The organism is Acidithiobacillus sp. YTS05 (assembly GCF_024396695.1).
Classification (GTDB): domain Bacteria; phylum Pseudomonadota; class Gammaproteobacteria; order Acidithiobacillales; family Acidithiobacillaceae; genus Igneacidithiobacillus; species Igneacidithiobacillus copahuensis.
Genome location: NZ_CP094359.1, coordinates 1440234 through 1453651, shown reverse-complemented (window position 1 = coordinate 1453651; position 13418 = coordinate 1440234). Strand labels below are relative to the sequence as shown.

The window sequence follows — 13418 nt, the reverse complement described above, 5'->3', positions numbered from 1 at the left end:
GGTAAGGAGAGCGGGATGCCGTGGAGTGATCCAGGCGGAAACGGTAAACAAGACGGTAACGGCAGCAATAAAGGTCCCTTGGGACGGCGTCCCGGAAATTCCGGCGCAAGCTGGAATATCGACAAGATCACCAAAGAACTGCGCAAGCTCGGCGGCAAATTGTCGTCGTCTCCCGGATCTGGACCGCGACGAAAAATTCCTTTTGTTCGTTGGTTTCCCCTGATCGTGGTGCTTGTGCTGGTTGGTGTCTGGCTGCTCTCCGGCTTCTATCAAGTCGGCAGCGGTCAGGAGGGCATCGTGCTGCGCTTCGGTCGTGTGGTCGCCACCGTGCCGCCGGGAAGCCACTATCATTGGCCCAGTCCCATCGAGACGGTCGGGACCGTCGAGGTTGGGCGCAGCCGGCGCTTGGTCCTGGGCTACGGGGATTCGGGAGAGGCACTCAGCCCAGGTCGCATCCTCACCAGCAATAATGAGGTAGTCGATGTGCGCTATGCCGCGGATTACCGCATTGCGCACCCCCGCGACTTTCTTTTTGCCAGCAGTAATCCGCAGCAATATCTGGCCTTTGTACTGAGCGCTGCATTGCGCCAGGTGACCAGCGGTATGAGTTCTCAACAGCTGCTTGCCACGGCACACGCGCCGCTTGAGCAGCAGCTTCTGCAGAAGGCACAAAATCTCCTGGCCGGCAGCGATAGTGGCATCAGCCTGCAATCCGTGCAGATCATCGAGCTCACCCATCCCAAGGCGCTGGATGCCGAGTACGAGAAGATTACCAAGGCGCGCAAGGATGCTGCCGAGCAAGCCGAGCAGGCGAAGGCAGATACCGCCAAGACACTGCTTGCCGCCAAGGCTGAGGCTGCCAAGATGACCGATCGCGCCAGCGTCCAGGCAGAACAGTTACTCGGTAAGGCACAAGGAGACGTCGCCCGTTTCAATGCCGTCTATCAGGCCTATCAGCAGGATCCGCAAATCAGCACCAAGCAGATGTACCTGCAGACCATGCAGGACATACTGGCCAAGGCAGGCAAGATCGTCGTGGCGGATGGAAATGGTGCGCAGGTGGCAGTACAGGTTGCTGCACCAACCCAGTCGGCTCCGGCAGCTAAAGCTAGTGCTCCCACCAGCAGTGGAGATAAGGCCTCATGAAACCGATGACCTGGGGCTGGATAGCCCTGGCAGTTGCTGTTTTGCTATACCTGCTATCCGCCAGTTTCTACCAGCTGCGTCCAGGGCAGAGTGCGGTTATTCTCAACGCCGGGCACGTAGCGGCGGAGCGTTCGCAGGCAGGCCTCTACGTCCACTGGCCTTTTTTACAGTCGGTGCAGGTCATTGATACGCGCAGACGCAGCCAGAGTACCAAGGCAGTCACCGTTACGCCAACTACGGGACCAAGTCTGCAGCTCGACTGTTTTGTGCAGTGGCACGTGAGCGACGCAAAAAAGTTTTACCAGCGGGGTCTGAACACTGCCTTGGCCGAGAGCCAGATCAGTGACGTCGTGCAAGCCGCTCTCTCGCGTATCGTCGATAAAAATTCTGGCGTGACACCAAGCAATGCCGTTCTGGACGCTTGGCAGCAAACCTTGCGTAGCCAAGTGAGTGATTCTCTCGCGCGCGATGGCATTTCTCTGGATGAGCTGCATTTTCTGGAGCTTGGTTTGACTGCAGAGGCGCAACAGGACGTCTATCAGCAAATGCGAACGGAACTGCAGAGCAAGCTTGCGGCGGAAGAGCTGGCCGGCAAGGAACAGGTGGAGCAGATCAAAAATGCCGCGGAGAAGGAACGCCAGCAAGTTCTCAGCCAGGCCTATGCCTCGTCGCAGCAAACCTTGGGCAAGGCACAAGCGCAGGCAGCCAAGCTCTATGCCGATGCCTACGGAAAAAATCCACGTTTTTATGCCTTTTATCGTAGTCTCGAGGTATTGCGCGATAGCACCAAGGCGGGGGACGTCTGGGTCCTGCCGGCCAACTCTCCGTTGCTCCGCTATCTGCATGAGGGACTGCAAGGAGGCGGCAAGCCGTGAGCAAACGGAAAGATATCTTGGCGAGTTGGATGTTGCCTGCCGGTTTTGAGGATATGGGACCGCAGCAGGCGGCAGCACTCGAAGGAAAGCGTCGGGAGCTGCTGGATCTCTTCGCATCCTGGGGATACCGACAGGTGATCCCGCCCATGCTGGAGCATCTGGAGGGCTTGCTGACCGGCAGCGCCATCGATCTCGATCTGGAAACCTGGAAGGTACTCGATCAGGCCAGTGGACGGGTGCTGGGCTTCCGCTCGGATATGACGCCACAAATGGCGCGGATCGATGTGCAGATGGCACGCGGTGATGAGGCGCGACGCCTGAGTTACGCCGGCACCGTGTTGCGCGCACGTCCCGATGCCCTCGGTGGGAGTCGCGCGCCCTTTCAGGTGGGAGCCGAGATGTTTGGCGTCGCTAGTGCCGATGCCGATCTCGAAATTCTGAGCCTGATGGTGGAGAGCGTACAGCGCTGCTGTCCCGGTACCGAACTGGTATTGGACCTGGGGCATGTCGCAATTTCGCAATGTCTGGCAGAAGCGTGCGGGCTTGGTCAGCAGGATCGAGAGGAGCTATTGCGTTTCCTGGAACGCAAAGCCTGGCCGGATCTGCGACAGCTTCTGCAGGCGAATGCGGTGCCTGCGCAGCAGGCCGAAGCATTTCGGGCGTTGTCCGAACTGCATGGCGATCATGAAATCCTGGATCGCGCCCGGCAACGCTTTGCCTCTTATCCCGTCATTCTGCGCGCTCTGGAAGAGCTCGATTTTGTCTGGCAAGTACTTGCCCAGCGCTATCCGCAGCTCAGCATTCGTGCGGATCTAGCGGAAATGCAGGGGCATCGCTACCACACCGGCATGCTCTTTGCGCTATTCTCGCCGCAGCAGGGCGCGGCGATTGCCCGCGGCGGGCGGTATGACGGTGTCGGCAAGGCCTTTGGCCGCTATCGTCCGGCGACCGGATTCAGTCTCGATTTGCGTCCCTTGTTGCGCGATCTGACCGAGGAAAGAAATTCTCCACGGGTCCTTGCCCCGGGTGGTTCCGACCCCAGCCTGTGGCAGGCCATTCAGGACCTGCGTGCACAGGGGTATACCGTTGTCCAGGACCTGGCTGGTGGCGCCCCCGCGCAACCGTTGCCGGCAGGCTTCGACGCCTGCCTGGTAGTGGAGGGGGGGCGATGGACACTGGCCGGCCGCGAGCCTGAATTTCCCTTTTCTGCATCCTGATCTTTTGCGGAGTCGCTATCGATGTCCAGAAACGTAGTGGTAATAGGCACCCAGTGGGGTGATGAGGGCAAGGGCAAGATTGTCGACTGGCTTACCGAGCAATGTCAGGCAGTTGCGCGCTTCCAGGGTGGCAATAATGCCGGTCACACCCTGGTCATCGCGGGCAAAAAGACGGTGCTGCATCTCATTCCGTCCGGTATCCTGCGACCGGAGGTACAGTGTCTTATCGGTAACGGCGTGGTGCTCGATCCTGTGGCCCTGTTCGAAGAGTTGGATCCATTGCTGGAAACCGTTCCAGATGCGGCCCAGCGCCTGGTCATTTCCGAGGCGTGTCCGCTGATCTTGCCCTATCACAAGCGGCTGGACCTTGCCCGGGAACGGGCCAAAGGGGAAGCGCGCATAGGGACTACCGGGCGAGGGATTGGGCCTGCATATGAAGACAAGGTAGCGCGACGGGCCTTACGGGTGGCGGACCTGTTTCACCGCGAGCGTTTCGCAGCAAAACTGGGCGAGGCACTCGACTATCACAACTTTGTTCTGCAGCACTACTTCAAGGAAAAACCAGAGGATTTTCATCAGACGCTGGAGCAGAGTCTCGCCTATGCGGAACGTCTGGTACCCATGGTTGCCGATGTCTCCCTGCGCCTCAGCCAGATTCAGGCGGCCGGTGGACGGATTCTGTTTGAGGGGGCGCAAGGGACCATGCTCGACGTCGACCACGGCACCTACCCGTTTGTCACCTCTTCCAACACGGTGGCCGGGGCCGCCGCTGCCGGTACCGGGGTAGGGCCCGGCGAACTGGGTTACGTTCTCGGCATCACCAAGGCCTACACCACCCGCGTCGGCTCCGGCCCATTTCCCACCGAGCTCTTCGATGACACTGGACGCTGGCTGGCGGAGAAGGGCGGCGAGGTGGGCGCCACGACCGGGCGGGCGCGGCGTTGTGGCTGGTTCGATGCCGTGGCCCTGCGCGCTTCCTGTCGGGTCAACGGGGTGACCGGCCTGTGCATGACCAAACTCGACGTGCTCGATGGCCTGGCGGAAATTCGTGTCGCTACCGGCTATCGGGTACGGGGTGCGGAGTGTCGTGACCTGCCTGGCGGCGCCGAATCGCTGGCGGATTGTGAACCTGTCTACGAAAGTTTTCCGGGCTGGTCGGAATCCACTGCCGGTGTTCAACGTTGGCAAGACCTGCCACAAAACGCGCGAAGCTATCTTGAAGCTCTGGCGGAGCTGGTGGAGCGGCCCCTGGCAATTGTTTCTACCGGGCCGGACCGAGCCCACACGATTCTCCGTGAGGCGTTTTTATGAGCTTGAGTTTCTTGTCTTTTCTTGTCTGCATTGCGTAGTATGTCGCGTATCATTCCCAGTGGCTGTCATCAAAGTGTCATAAAACTGTCGCACTATTGTCATGGTTTTGGGTCATACTATTGTTTGCTGCAACCCGAACAGGGGGATTGAGGGATGCTCGAAACGCAAGTTCAGAAGGACATGGGTCGTAATACCAAAAAAGGGGAGCGCTCGCTGCGACTGTATCTCGCCCGCCATCAGGATGAGATCGAGGCGGCACAACGGCTGCGCTATCGCGTGTTCAGCGCGGAGTACGGTGCCCAGCTGAGTGGCCCGCCGGGAATCGATCAGGATGAATATGATCCCTTCTGCGAGCACCTGATCGTCGAAGATGAGGTCCGTCAGGAGGTGGTTGGTACCTATCGTCTTTTCCTGCCCGAGCAAGTACCCAATGTAGGCCGCTATTATGCGCAGACGGAGTTTGATCTCTCGCGTCCCTTGGCCCTGGGCTCTCGGGTCATGGAACTCGGTCGCTCCTGCGTGCATCCAGACTATCGCCAGGGAGCCGTGATCGTGCTGTTGTGGTCTGGCTTGGCAGAGGCTATGGGCATGTGGGACATCGACCATCTCATGGGTTGCGCCAGCGTGCATAGCACCGATGGCCCGGCGCTTGGCGCCCTGTATCGCTCGCTGGAGCAGCAGATGGTGCCAGCAGAGCAGCGCGTCTTTCCCCTGCGCCCGGTACCCGGTTTCGATTCCGACGCCCAGGTGGAGCCCGTCGAGTTGCCGGCATTGCTGAAAGGCTACTTACGGGCAGGGGTGCGGCTGGGGGGCGAGCCGTATTGGGACCCCCAGTTTCATTGCGCTGACTTTTTTGTGTGGTGCGATTCGCGACTTATTACCTCGCGCTACCAGCAGCGTTTTCTGGATCCTGTGGTCCAAGGCAAATGATCTTTCGTCGGCGGCGTATTTCCGCTTCTGCACAAGCGCAACTGATCCCCTATCCCAGCGACCGTATCCTGCGGCGCAGCGAGCCGCGTTTTTATCGCCGCTTGTGGCGTATCCCCGCCCTTGCCCTGCACTTGGCTTTGGCATTTCCCCTGAGCTGGTGGTACTACGGGCGCAGGGTGGAAATCGATGGATCTGCGTTGGCGGTATTTCGCTGGTGGTGTGGGGTTGCGCTGCGCATCCTGGGGATCCGGCTGCGGGTAGCGGGAACCTTACCCATGGCACCGACGATGTTGGCGGCCAACCACGTCTCTTATCTCGATATTCTTGCGCTTGCCGCGATCCGGCCGGGTCAGTTTGTCGCCAAAAAGGAGATGGAGTCCTGGCCTCTCTTTGGCCGCCTGGCGCACCGCCTGGGAACCTTTTTCATTGACCGTGGTGATGCCCGGGCCAGCCAGCGGGTGTTGAAAGAGGCGGCCGAGGTCCTCCGTGATGGCCGTATCCTGTCCATCTTTCCCGAGGGAACGACAAGCGATGGTACGGACGTCGGCGACTTTTTTGCCGCTCCTTTCGAGACCGCCGTCAGTGCCGGCAGCATGGTGGTACCGGTTACCCTGCGGTATGAGGATGTCCTGCGTCCCGGGCATGCGGATCAGGTCTGCCCGTTCATTGGCGACGATACCCTTGCGGGACATCTGTGGCGGCTCACGGCATCGGCACCGCTCACCCTGCGCATCCACTTCGGTTCGCCCTTATCGCCCCAGCTCGGTCGAAGAGAGCTCGCCAAGGAGACCCAGCGTCTGATTCGCGAGTCGTTACAGCGGATGGAGGAGGGCGCGGCAGTGACCTATCTGGATCCGTATCGCCACCGCCTGCGCGATGCCTGGGAGGCCTGGCGTCACGGTAGTCAGTCCCGCTAGGGTTTTTCAGGCCACATCAGTATTCTTCGTAGACGCTGTCATTGCTGCAGCCGTTCCAGGCGTGTACGGTCTCTACCAGCAGTTCTACATTGTCTATTGGTGTTTGCGGCGTGATGCCGTGGCCCAAGTTGAAGATATGTCCTGGCCTTCCCGCATTCGCACAAAGGATATTTTCGATTTCAGCGCGCAACAGGGCGGCTTGACCATAAAGTGCAATCGGGTCGAGATTGCCCTGTACGGCGATTTTCTTACCCAGACGTGTGCGCGCCACGTTAATGTCGATGGTCCAATCCAGGCCGATGACGTTGGCACCGCTCGCCGCCATGCGCTCCAACCAGTTACCCCCGCCTTTGCTGAAGAGGATGATGGGCAGCTCTTTGGCCTCTGCTGTGGCGCGCAGTCCGGCGATGACCCGCTGCAAGGGGGCCAGAGAAAAACGCTCGTAGGCCGAAGTCGTCAACGTACCGCCCCAGGTATCAAACAGCATTAGTGCCTGAGCGCCCGCCGCGGCTTGCGCGTGCAGGTAGTCTGTCAGCGCCAGCACCAAGCGTTCGAGCAATGCCTCCAGGCTTTCCGGATCGGAATACATCCAAGTCTTTGCATGCAGGAAGTCGCGGCTCCCTCGGCCCTCGATCATGTAGCAGGCGAGGGTCCAGGGGCTGCCGGCAAAGCCAATGAGCGGGACCCGACCGTCCAGCTCCCGACGGATGAGACGTACTGCGTCCATGACGTAGCGTAGATCTTGCTCGGGATCGGGCTGCCCCAGGCGCCGCAGATCACTGGCCTCGCGTAATGGATCGCGAAATACCGGACCCTCGCCTTCGAGGAAATCCAGTTCCATGCCCATAGCGTGGGGCACGGTGAGGATGTCGGAAAAGAGGATGGCGGCGTCGAGATCAAAGCGTCGCAGAGGTTGCAGTGTTACCTCGCAGGCCAATTCCGGCGTCTGGCAGAGCTCCAGAAAACCCGACACCTTGGCACGGGTGGCGCGATACTCTGGCAGGTAGCGCCCGGCTTGACGCATCAGCCAGACCGGCGTGCGATCGACCTCCTGGCCCCAGCAGGCCCGCAGGAAGCGGTCTGTCTTGCTCATTCTGCGGCGCTCAAAAAATCGAGGATGCCGTCGGCCGCCCGACGTCCTTCATCCACCGCCGTCACCACGAGGTCAGAACCACGGTGCATGTCACCGCCTACAAAGACCTTGGGGTTACTGGTCTGGAACTGGCTGTTGGCCGTCACCCGGCCGGCCTTGTCGGTGGCGATGCCAAAGTCGTCAAACCAGGCTGCGGGGGAGGGATCGAAGCCGAAGGCAATGATCACGGCATCGGCGAGCAAAAGCTCTTCTGAGCCGGGCACGACTTCGGGGTAGCGGCGACCTTTGTCATCGGCCGCACCGAGTTGCGTGCGCAAGACCTTGACCCCTTGTGGACCAGACTCAGGACTGCCAACAATCTCCACGGGCTGGCGATTGAAGAGGAATTTCACTCCTTCCTCGCGGGCGTTACTGACTTCCCGGCGGGAGCCGGGCATGTTTTCTTCGTCACGGCGATAGACGCAACTGACCGCCGTCGCACCCTGGCGGATGGCCGTGCGCACACAATCCATGGCGGTGTCACCACCACCCAGCACGACCACGCGTTTGCCGGTCAGGTTGATATAGGGATGCAGAGGATCGGGCAGGGCCATCAGATGGGAGATATTGCCATTGAGGAAGTCCAGGGCCTTGTAGACGCCCGGCAGCTCCTCGCCGGGGAAATGCCCCTGCTTGGCCTTGTAGGTGCCCATGCCCAGGAACACGGCGTCGAAGTCGCGCAGTAGATCGGCAAAGGGAATGTCCTTGCCGACTTCCTGCCCAAGACGGAACTCGATGCCCATTTCCCGCAGCAGATCGGCACGCCGCGCGACCACTTCCTTTTCCAGTTTGAAGGGGGGAATGCCGAAGGTCAGCAGGCCACCCACGGCGGGGTAGCGGTCGAAGACCACTACATCGACGCCATTGCGATTGAGGATATCGGCACAGCCGAGGCCCGCCGGCCCGGCGCCGACCACTGCCACGCGCTTGCCCAAACGCGCAACCGGCTCCTGTACCGGCTTCCAGCCGCGCGCCAGGGCTTCTTCGGTGATGAACTTCTCCAGGTTGCCGATGGTGACCGCGCCGTAGTCTTCGTTGAGAGTACAAGCGCCTTCGCAAAGGCGATCCTGGGGACAGATACGACCACAGATTTCCGGCAGGGTGTTGGTACTGTGGGAAAGGGTTGCGGCCTCCTCGATGCGGTTTTCGACGATCAACTGCAACCAGTTGGGAATGTAGTTGTGCACCGGGCACTTCCACTCACAGTAGGGATTACCGCAATGCAGACAACGGTCGGCCTGCAAACGGGCGCTGTCGAGATCGAAGACTTCATAGATCTCGCGGAAGGCTTCGCGACGCTCCTCTACCGGCAATTTCTTGGGATCCTGCCGACCATCTTCCAAAAAGGCAAAATTATTCATGTCAATTCCTCGCGATGGACAAGGTCAGCTGGCTTCTTCGAGCAACACATCGAGCTTGGCCGCCTTGGGCACCACCAGCCAGACCTGTGCAACAAAACGCGACCAATTGTGCAGTAAATCCTGGGCCAGCAGGCTGCCAGTCCATTCTGCGTGACGCTTGATATGGCGCTTCAGTAAGACTTCGTAGCCGCGCATGGATTCGGTATCGATACGATGGACATTGACCAGCTCGCCATTGACGCGATTGGGAAACTGGCCCTCGGCATCGCGCACGAAGGCGAGACCACCGGTCATGCCGGCACCGAAATTGACGCCAACCCGGCCGAGAATGATGACCTGACCGCCCGTCATGTATTCGCAGGCGTGGTCTCCGGCGCCCTCGATGACCGCAACCGCACCGGAGTTGCGCACCGCAAAGCGCTCGCCGGCGCGGCCGGCGGCGTGCAGCATGCCGCCGGTGGCACCATAGAGGCAGGTGTTGCCGATGATGGCCGATTCTGCGGCAACATAGGGGGCATTTTCGGGCGGGGCGATGATGATGCGGCCACCATTCATGGCCTTGCCGACATAATCATTGGCATCGCCGTGCAGACGCAGGGTCATGCCCTGTACCGAGAAGGCGCCAAAGGACTGACCAGCGGTGCCGTGCAGCTCGACATGAATGCAGTCATCGGGCAGACCGGCATTGCCATAGCGTTTGGCAATCTCGCCTCCCAGCCTTGCGGCAATGGAGCGGTGGGTGTTCTGAATGCGGTAGTGCAACCGCGTGGGGATCTTCTCCTCCAGGGCCGGGCGGGCATCGGCCACGATCTGCTCGGCGAGTTCGCCGCGGTCGAAGGGCGGATTGCGATCCTGCTGATGGATGTTGTGATCAGCATTTTCCAGCGTGGCATTGCCGAGCAGCGGACGCAGATCCAGGGCGGCCTGCTTTTCCGTACTGGCCTTACCGATCTCCAGCAGGTCACTACGTCCGACCAGATCGTCAAAGCGACGAATGCCGAGTTCGGCCATGATCTCCCGCACCTCTTCGGCAACAAAGCGGAAGTAGTTGATCACCAGTTCCGGCAGTCCCTTGAAATGCTTGCGCAGGGTCTCATCCTGAGTAGCCACGCCCGTGGCGCAGTTGTTGAGATGGCAGATCCGTAGATACTTGCAGCCGAGCACGATCATCGGCGCGGTACCAAAGCCGAAGCTCTCGGCGCCGAGCAGGGCACCTTTCACCACATCGAGCCCGGTCTTGAAACCACCGTCGGCCTGCAGACGCACGCGATGGCGCAGGAAGTTCTTGCGCAGGGTGACCTGGGTTTCCGCCAGCCCCAGCTCCCAGGGGGAACCCGCATACTTGACCGAAGTGAGCGGACTGGCGCCAGTCCCGCCATCGTAGCCAGCGATGGTGATGCGGTCGGCATAGGCCTTGGCCACACCGGCAGCAACGGTGCCCACGCCGGCCTCGGAGACCAGTTTGACCGAGACAAAGGCGCCGGGATTGACCTGCTTGAGGTCAAAAATGAGCTGTGCCAGGTCTTCGATGGAGTAGATGTCATGGTGCGGTGGCGGGCTGATCAGCGCCACACCTTCCTTGGCGTAGCGCAGGCGCGCGATGATGCCGCTGACCTTGTGACCAGGCAGCTGACCGCCTTCGCCGGGCTTGGCGCCCTGGGCGATCTTGATCTGCAGCTCTTCGGCATTGACCGCGTATTCCGGCGTCACCCCAAAACGGCCAGAAGCAATCTGCTTGATTTTGCTGACCTTGTTGTTGTGATAGCGGGCAGGGTCTTCGCCGCCCTCGCCGGAGTTGGAACGCCCACCGATAGTGTTCATGGCAATGGCCAGGGCCTCATGGGCCTCGGGAGAGAGCGCACCCAGGGACATCGCCGCGGTATCGAAGCGCGGAGTGATGGCCTCGACCGGTTCCACTTCATGCAAGGGGATCGCCTTGCCGCCGCGCAGATCCAGTAGGTCGCGGAGATTGGTGACCGGCCGTCCATTCACCAGTTCGGCGAAGCTGCGATAGTCCTCCTGGCGGCCGGAACGGGTGGCAGCCTGTAGACTGGCAACCACATCCGGGTTGTAGGCGTGGTATTCGCCGCCATGGATATATTTCAACTGACCGCCGGCACTCATGCGTCGATGCGGACGCCAGGCATCTGCCAGCAGGCGCCGTACGTCGGTTTCCAGGTGCCGGAAATCCGCGCCCTCAATGCGGCTGACCGTACCGCGAAAACAGCGTTCCACCACCCGCGACGATAGGCCCAACGCCTCAAAGAGCTGGCTACTGCGATAGGAGGCGAGGGTGGAGATCCCCATTTTAGAGAGAATCTTGTACAAGCCTTTGTCGATGCCCTTGCGATAATTGGCCAGGGCCTTGCTTACCCCCACCGGCTGGCTGAAGGCGCGGCGCTCGGCCAGGCTACGCACTATGCTGTAGGCGAGGTAGGGATACACTGCGGTAGCGCCGTAGCCGATGAGGGTGGCGAAGTGATGGGGGTCGCGGGCGTGGGCGGTAGCAACGAGAATGTTGCAGCGAGTACGCAAGCCGGCGTCTATGAGGGCGTGATGCACCGCACCCACCGCCATGAGCGCGGGGATATAGACCTGATCCTTCTGCAATCCGCTGTCGTCCAGTACCACAATGACGGCTCCGGCCTGCACCCCGGCCACGACTTCGGCGCAGAGACTGCTGACCGCAGATTCGAGATCAGCACTGCTCGGGTAGCAGATGTTGAAAATCTGCGCGCGGAAGGCGGGTTCCGCACGCGAAATCAGCGCCTGAAAGGCCGCATCGGATAGTACCGGGGAGTGCACCTCGATACGCCGCGCATACTCCGGGCGCTCGGCAAAGAGATTGCTTTCCGTCCCCAAAATGGCATTCAGGGACATGACCAGGGATTCCCGCAACGGGTCGATCGGCGGGTTGGTAACCTGGGCAAACTGCTGGCGGAAGTAGTCGGCCAGGTGCCGCGGCTGGGTGGAAAGCACCGCCACCGGGGTATCATCGCCCATGGAGCCAACCGCCTCTTGGCCTCCTTCGGCGAGCACCCGGATGACCTGGTCTTCCTCTTCCATGCTGACGCCAAAGGCCTTTTCCCAGGCAACCAGATCCGTCACCGGGCGGGCGATTTCCGGCGCATCGTCATCTGCATCGAGATGTTCGGCATATTCCGCCAGCCAGTCGCCGTAGGGGGCGCTGTTCTGGATGCGCAGGTCGATACTGGCGTTGTCCAGTAGCTGGCCGTTGCGCAGGTCTACCGCAAGTATTTGCCCCGGCCCCACCCGTCCCTGGGCGGTGATATCCTGGTGTGCGTAGTCGAAAACGCCCACTTCCGAGGCAATATTGATGATGCGGTCGCGGGTGATGACGTAGCGCGCGGGTCGCAGGCCGTTGCGATCCAGAGCGCAGACCGCCATCTGGCCGTTATTGAGCACCAAACCGGCAGGGCCATCCCAGGCCTCCATGCGCATGGAGTGATATTCATAGAAGGCGCGCAGTTCCGGGGCCATGTTGGGGACATTGTGCCAAGCCGGGGGAACCAGCAGGCGCAGGGCCTTGAAGAAGTCCATCCCACCTTGCACCAGCAGTTCGAGCATGTTGTCCAAACTGAAGGAATCACTGCCGCCACCCACTGCTGGCAGCACCTCCTCCATGGGCAGGAGATCGGATTGCAGCAGGGGGGCCCGTGCCCGTGCCCAGTTGCGGTTGCCCTGAATGGTGTTCAGCTCGCCGTTGTGGGCGAGAATGCGGAAGGGTTGGCATAAACGCCATTCCGGCCAGGTATTGGTGGAGAAGCGTTGATGGTAGCTGACCAGCGCCGAGGCAAAACGTGGGTCGCGCAGATCAGGATAGAAATCCGGCAGATGCTCGGGCATGACCAGCCCTTTGTAGCCGATCACCCGGCTGGAGCAGGTGACCGCAAAGAAATCGCTGTCGGACGCGCAGCGCTTTTCCACCCGGCGGCGCAGACGGTAACAGAGGCGTTCGAAGGCATCGTCGTCTGCTTCCTCTCCGCTGAGGAATGCCTGCTCGACGCCAGGGAGAGTCTTCAGCGCCTCCGCACCGCAGGCCTCGGCCACGGTGGGCACGGCACGCCAGCCAAGCAGGGTAAGGTCCAGGGCTTGCGCTTCTTCCGCAATGATCTGGTGTATTCCCTTTGCCCGCTGCACGTCGCGAGGCAGAAAAAACTGCCCAACGGCAAAGCGCGCTGGCAGCGTAATGCCCGACTCGGTCGCCACGGCGCGGAAAAAGTCCTGGGGCATCTGGATGAGCAGCCCGCAACCATCCCCACTCTTGCCGTCGGCGGCGACCGCTCCACGGTGGGTCAGGCGGGCCAACGAGCCGATGGCCGTGGCCACGATGCTGTGACTGGCCTGGTTGTCCATCTGGGCAATGAGGCCAAAACCACAAGAATCGCGTTCAAAATCTGAAGAGTAGAGATTATTTGTCATGCTTTCACCATCGGCCGGACCATTCCCTCCCGCCCTATGGCGAAAGGGCTACCATTATAAGCCGCTGATGCAGCAGAAACCAAGCC

The 13418-nt window shown here is 60.8% G+C and carries 9 protein-coding genes; 6 read left to right on the top strand and 3 right to left on the bottom strand.

Going from position 1 to position 13418, the window contains the following annotated elements; translation table 11 throughout:
* Window positions 1-15 precede the first annotated feature (15 nt).
* From hflK to MQE22_RS07170, 6 genes are all read left to right on the top strand, one after another.
* Complete coding sequence (hflK, locus tag MQE22_RS07195) at window positions 16-1146, top strand: protease modulator HflK (protein ID WP_215871116.1); 1131 nt, start codon at window positions 16-18, stop codon at window positions 1144-1146.
* The gene (locus tag MQE22_RS07190; protein WP_215871117.1) at window positions 1143-2021 is read left to right on the top strand and encodes an SPFH domain-containing protein; all 879 of its coding nucleotides are present in this window, start codon (window positions 1143-1145) and stop codon (window positions 2019-2021) included. Before hflK ends, MQE22_RS07190 begins: the two co-directional genes overlap by 4 nt.
* On the top strand, window positions 2018-3238 hold the full coding sequence (locus tag MQE22_RS07185) for an ATP phosphoribosyltransferase regulatory subunit (protein WP_255789442.1): 1221 nt from the start codon (window positions 2018-2020) through the stop codon (window positions 3236-3238). Before MQE22_RS07190 ends, MQE22_RS07185 begins: the two co-directional genes overlap by 4 nt.
* A gap of 21 nt (window positions 3239-3259) precedes the next feature.
* A complete protein-coding gene (locus MQE22_RS07180) occupies window positions 3260-4549 on the top strand; it encodes an adenylosuccinate synthase (RefSeq protein ID WP_215871118.1) in 1290 nt (429 codons plus the stop codon).
* A gap of 153 nt (window positions 4550-4702) precedes the next feature.
* Window positions 4703-5479, top strand: coding sequence for a GNAT family N-acetyltransferase (locus MQE22_RS07175; RefSeq protein ID WP_215871119.1), 777 nt, complete (start codon window positions 4703-4705; stop codon window positions 5477-5479).
* Window positions 5476-6396, top strand: a complete 921-nt coding sequence (locus MQE22_RS07170) for a lysophospholipid acyltransferase family protein (RefSeq protein ID WP_215871120.1) — start codon at window positions 5476-5478, stop codon at window positions 6394-6396. The genes MQE22_RS07175 and MQE22_RS07170 overlap by 4 nt, the downstream gene beginning before the upstream one ends.
* Before the next feature lie 16 nt (window positions 6397-6412).
* On the opposite strand, the gene hemE is transcribed toward MQE22_RS07170, so the two are convergent.
* From hemE to gltB, 3 genes are read right to left on the bottom strand one after another with little or no spacing between them, the layout of a single operon-like run.
* On the bottom strand, window positions 6413-7489 hold the full coding sequence (gene hemE / locus MQE22_RS07165) for a uroporphyrinogen decarboxylase (protein WP_215871121.1): 1077 nt from the start codon (window positions 7487-7489) through the stop codon (window positions 6413-6415).
* Window positions 7486-8889 (bottom strand): FAD-dependent oxidoreductase, encoded by a 1404-nt coding sequence (locus MQE22_RS07160; RefSeq protein ID WP_226827050.1) that lies wholly within the window; start codon window positions 8887-8889, stop codon window positions 7486-7488. Before MQE22_RS07160 ends, hemE begins: the two co-directional genes overlap by 4 nt.
* A gap of 24 nt (window positions 8890-8913) precedes the next feature.
* The gene (gene gltB / locus MQE22_RS07155) at window positions 8914-13332 is read right to left on the bottom strand and encodes a glutamate synthase large subunit (protein ID WP_215871122.1); all 4419 of its coding nucleotides are present in this window, start codon (window positions 13330-13332) and stop codon (window positions 8914-8916) included.
* Window positions 13333-13418 lie beyond the last annotated feature (86 nt).

What these genes read in the sequence shown, in the direction of transcription:
- MQE22_RS07180 (WP_215871118.1), top strand. Translation starts at nt 3,260, where the DNA reads ATGTCCAGAAACGTAGTGGTAATAGGCACCCAGTGGGGTGATGAGGGC.
- hflK (WP_215871116.1), top strand. Translation starts at nt 16, where the DNA reads ATGCCGTGGAGTGATCCAGGCGGAAACGGTAAACAAGACGGTAACGGC.
- MQE22_RS07175 (WP_215871119.1), top strand. Translation starts at nt 4,703, where the DNA reads ATGCTCGAAACGCAAGTTCAGAAGGACATGGGTCGTAATACCAAAAAA.
- hemE (WP_215871121.1), bottom strand. Translation starts at nt 7,489, where the DNA reads ATGAGCAAGACAGACCGCTTCCTGCGGGCCTGCTGGGGCCAGGAGGTC.
- MQE22_RS07170 (WP_215871120.1), top strand. Translation starts at nt 5,476, where the DNA reads ATGATCTTTCGTCGGCGGCGTATTTCCGCTTCTGCACAAGCGCAACTG.
- gltB (WP_215871122.1), bottom strand. Translation starts at nt 13,332, where the DNA reads ATGACAAATAATCTCTACTCTTCAGATTTTGAACGCGATTCTTGTGGT.
- MQE22_RS07190 (WP_215871117.1), top strand. Translation starts at nt 1,143, where the DNA reads ATGAAACCGATGACCTGGGGCTGGATAGCCCTGGCAGTTGCTGTTTTG.
- MQE22_RS07160 (WP_226827050.1), bottom strand. Translation starts at nt 8,889, where the DNA reads ATGAATAATTTTGCCTTTTTGGAAGATGGTCGGCAGGATCCCAAGAAA.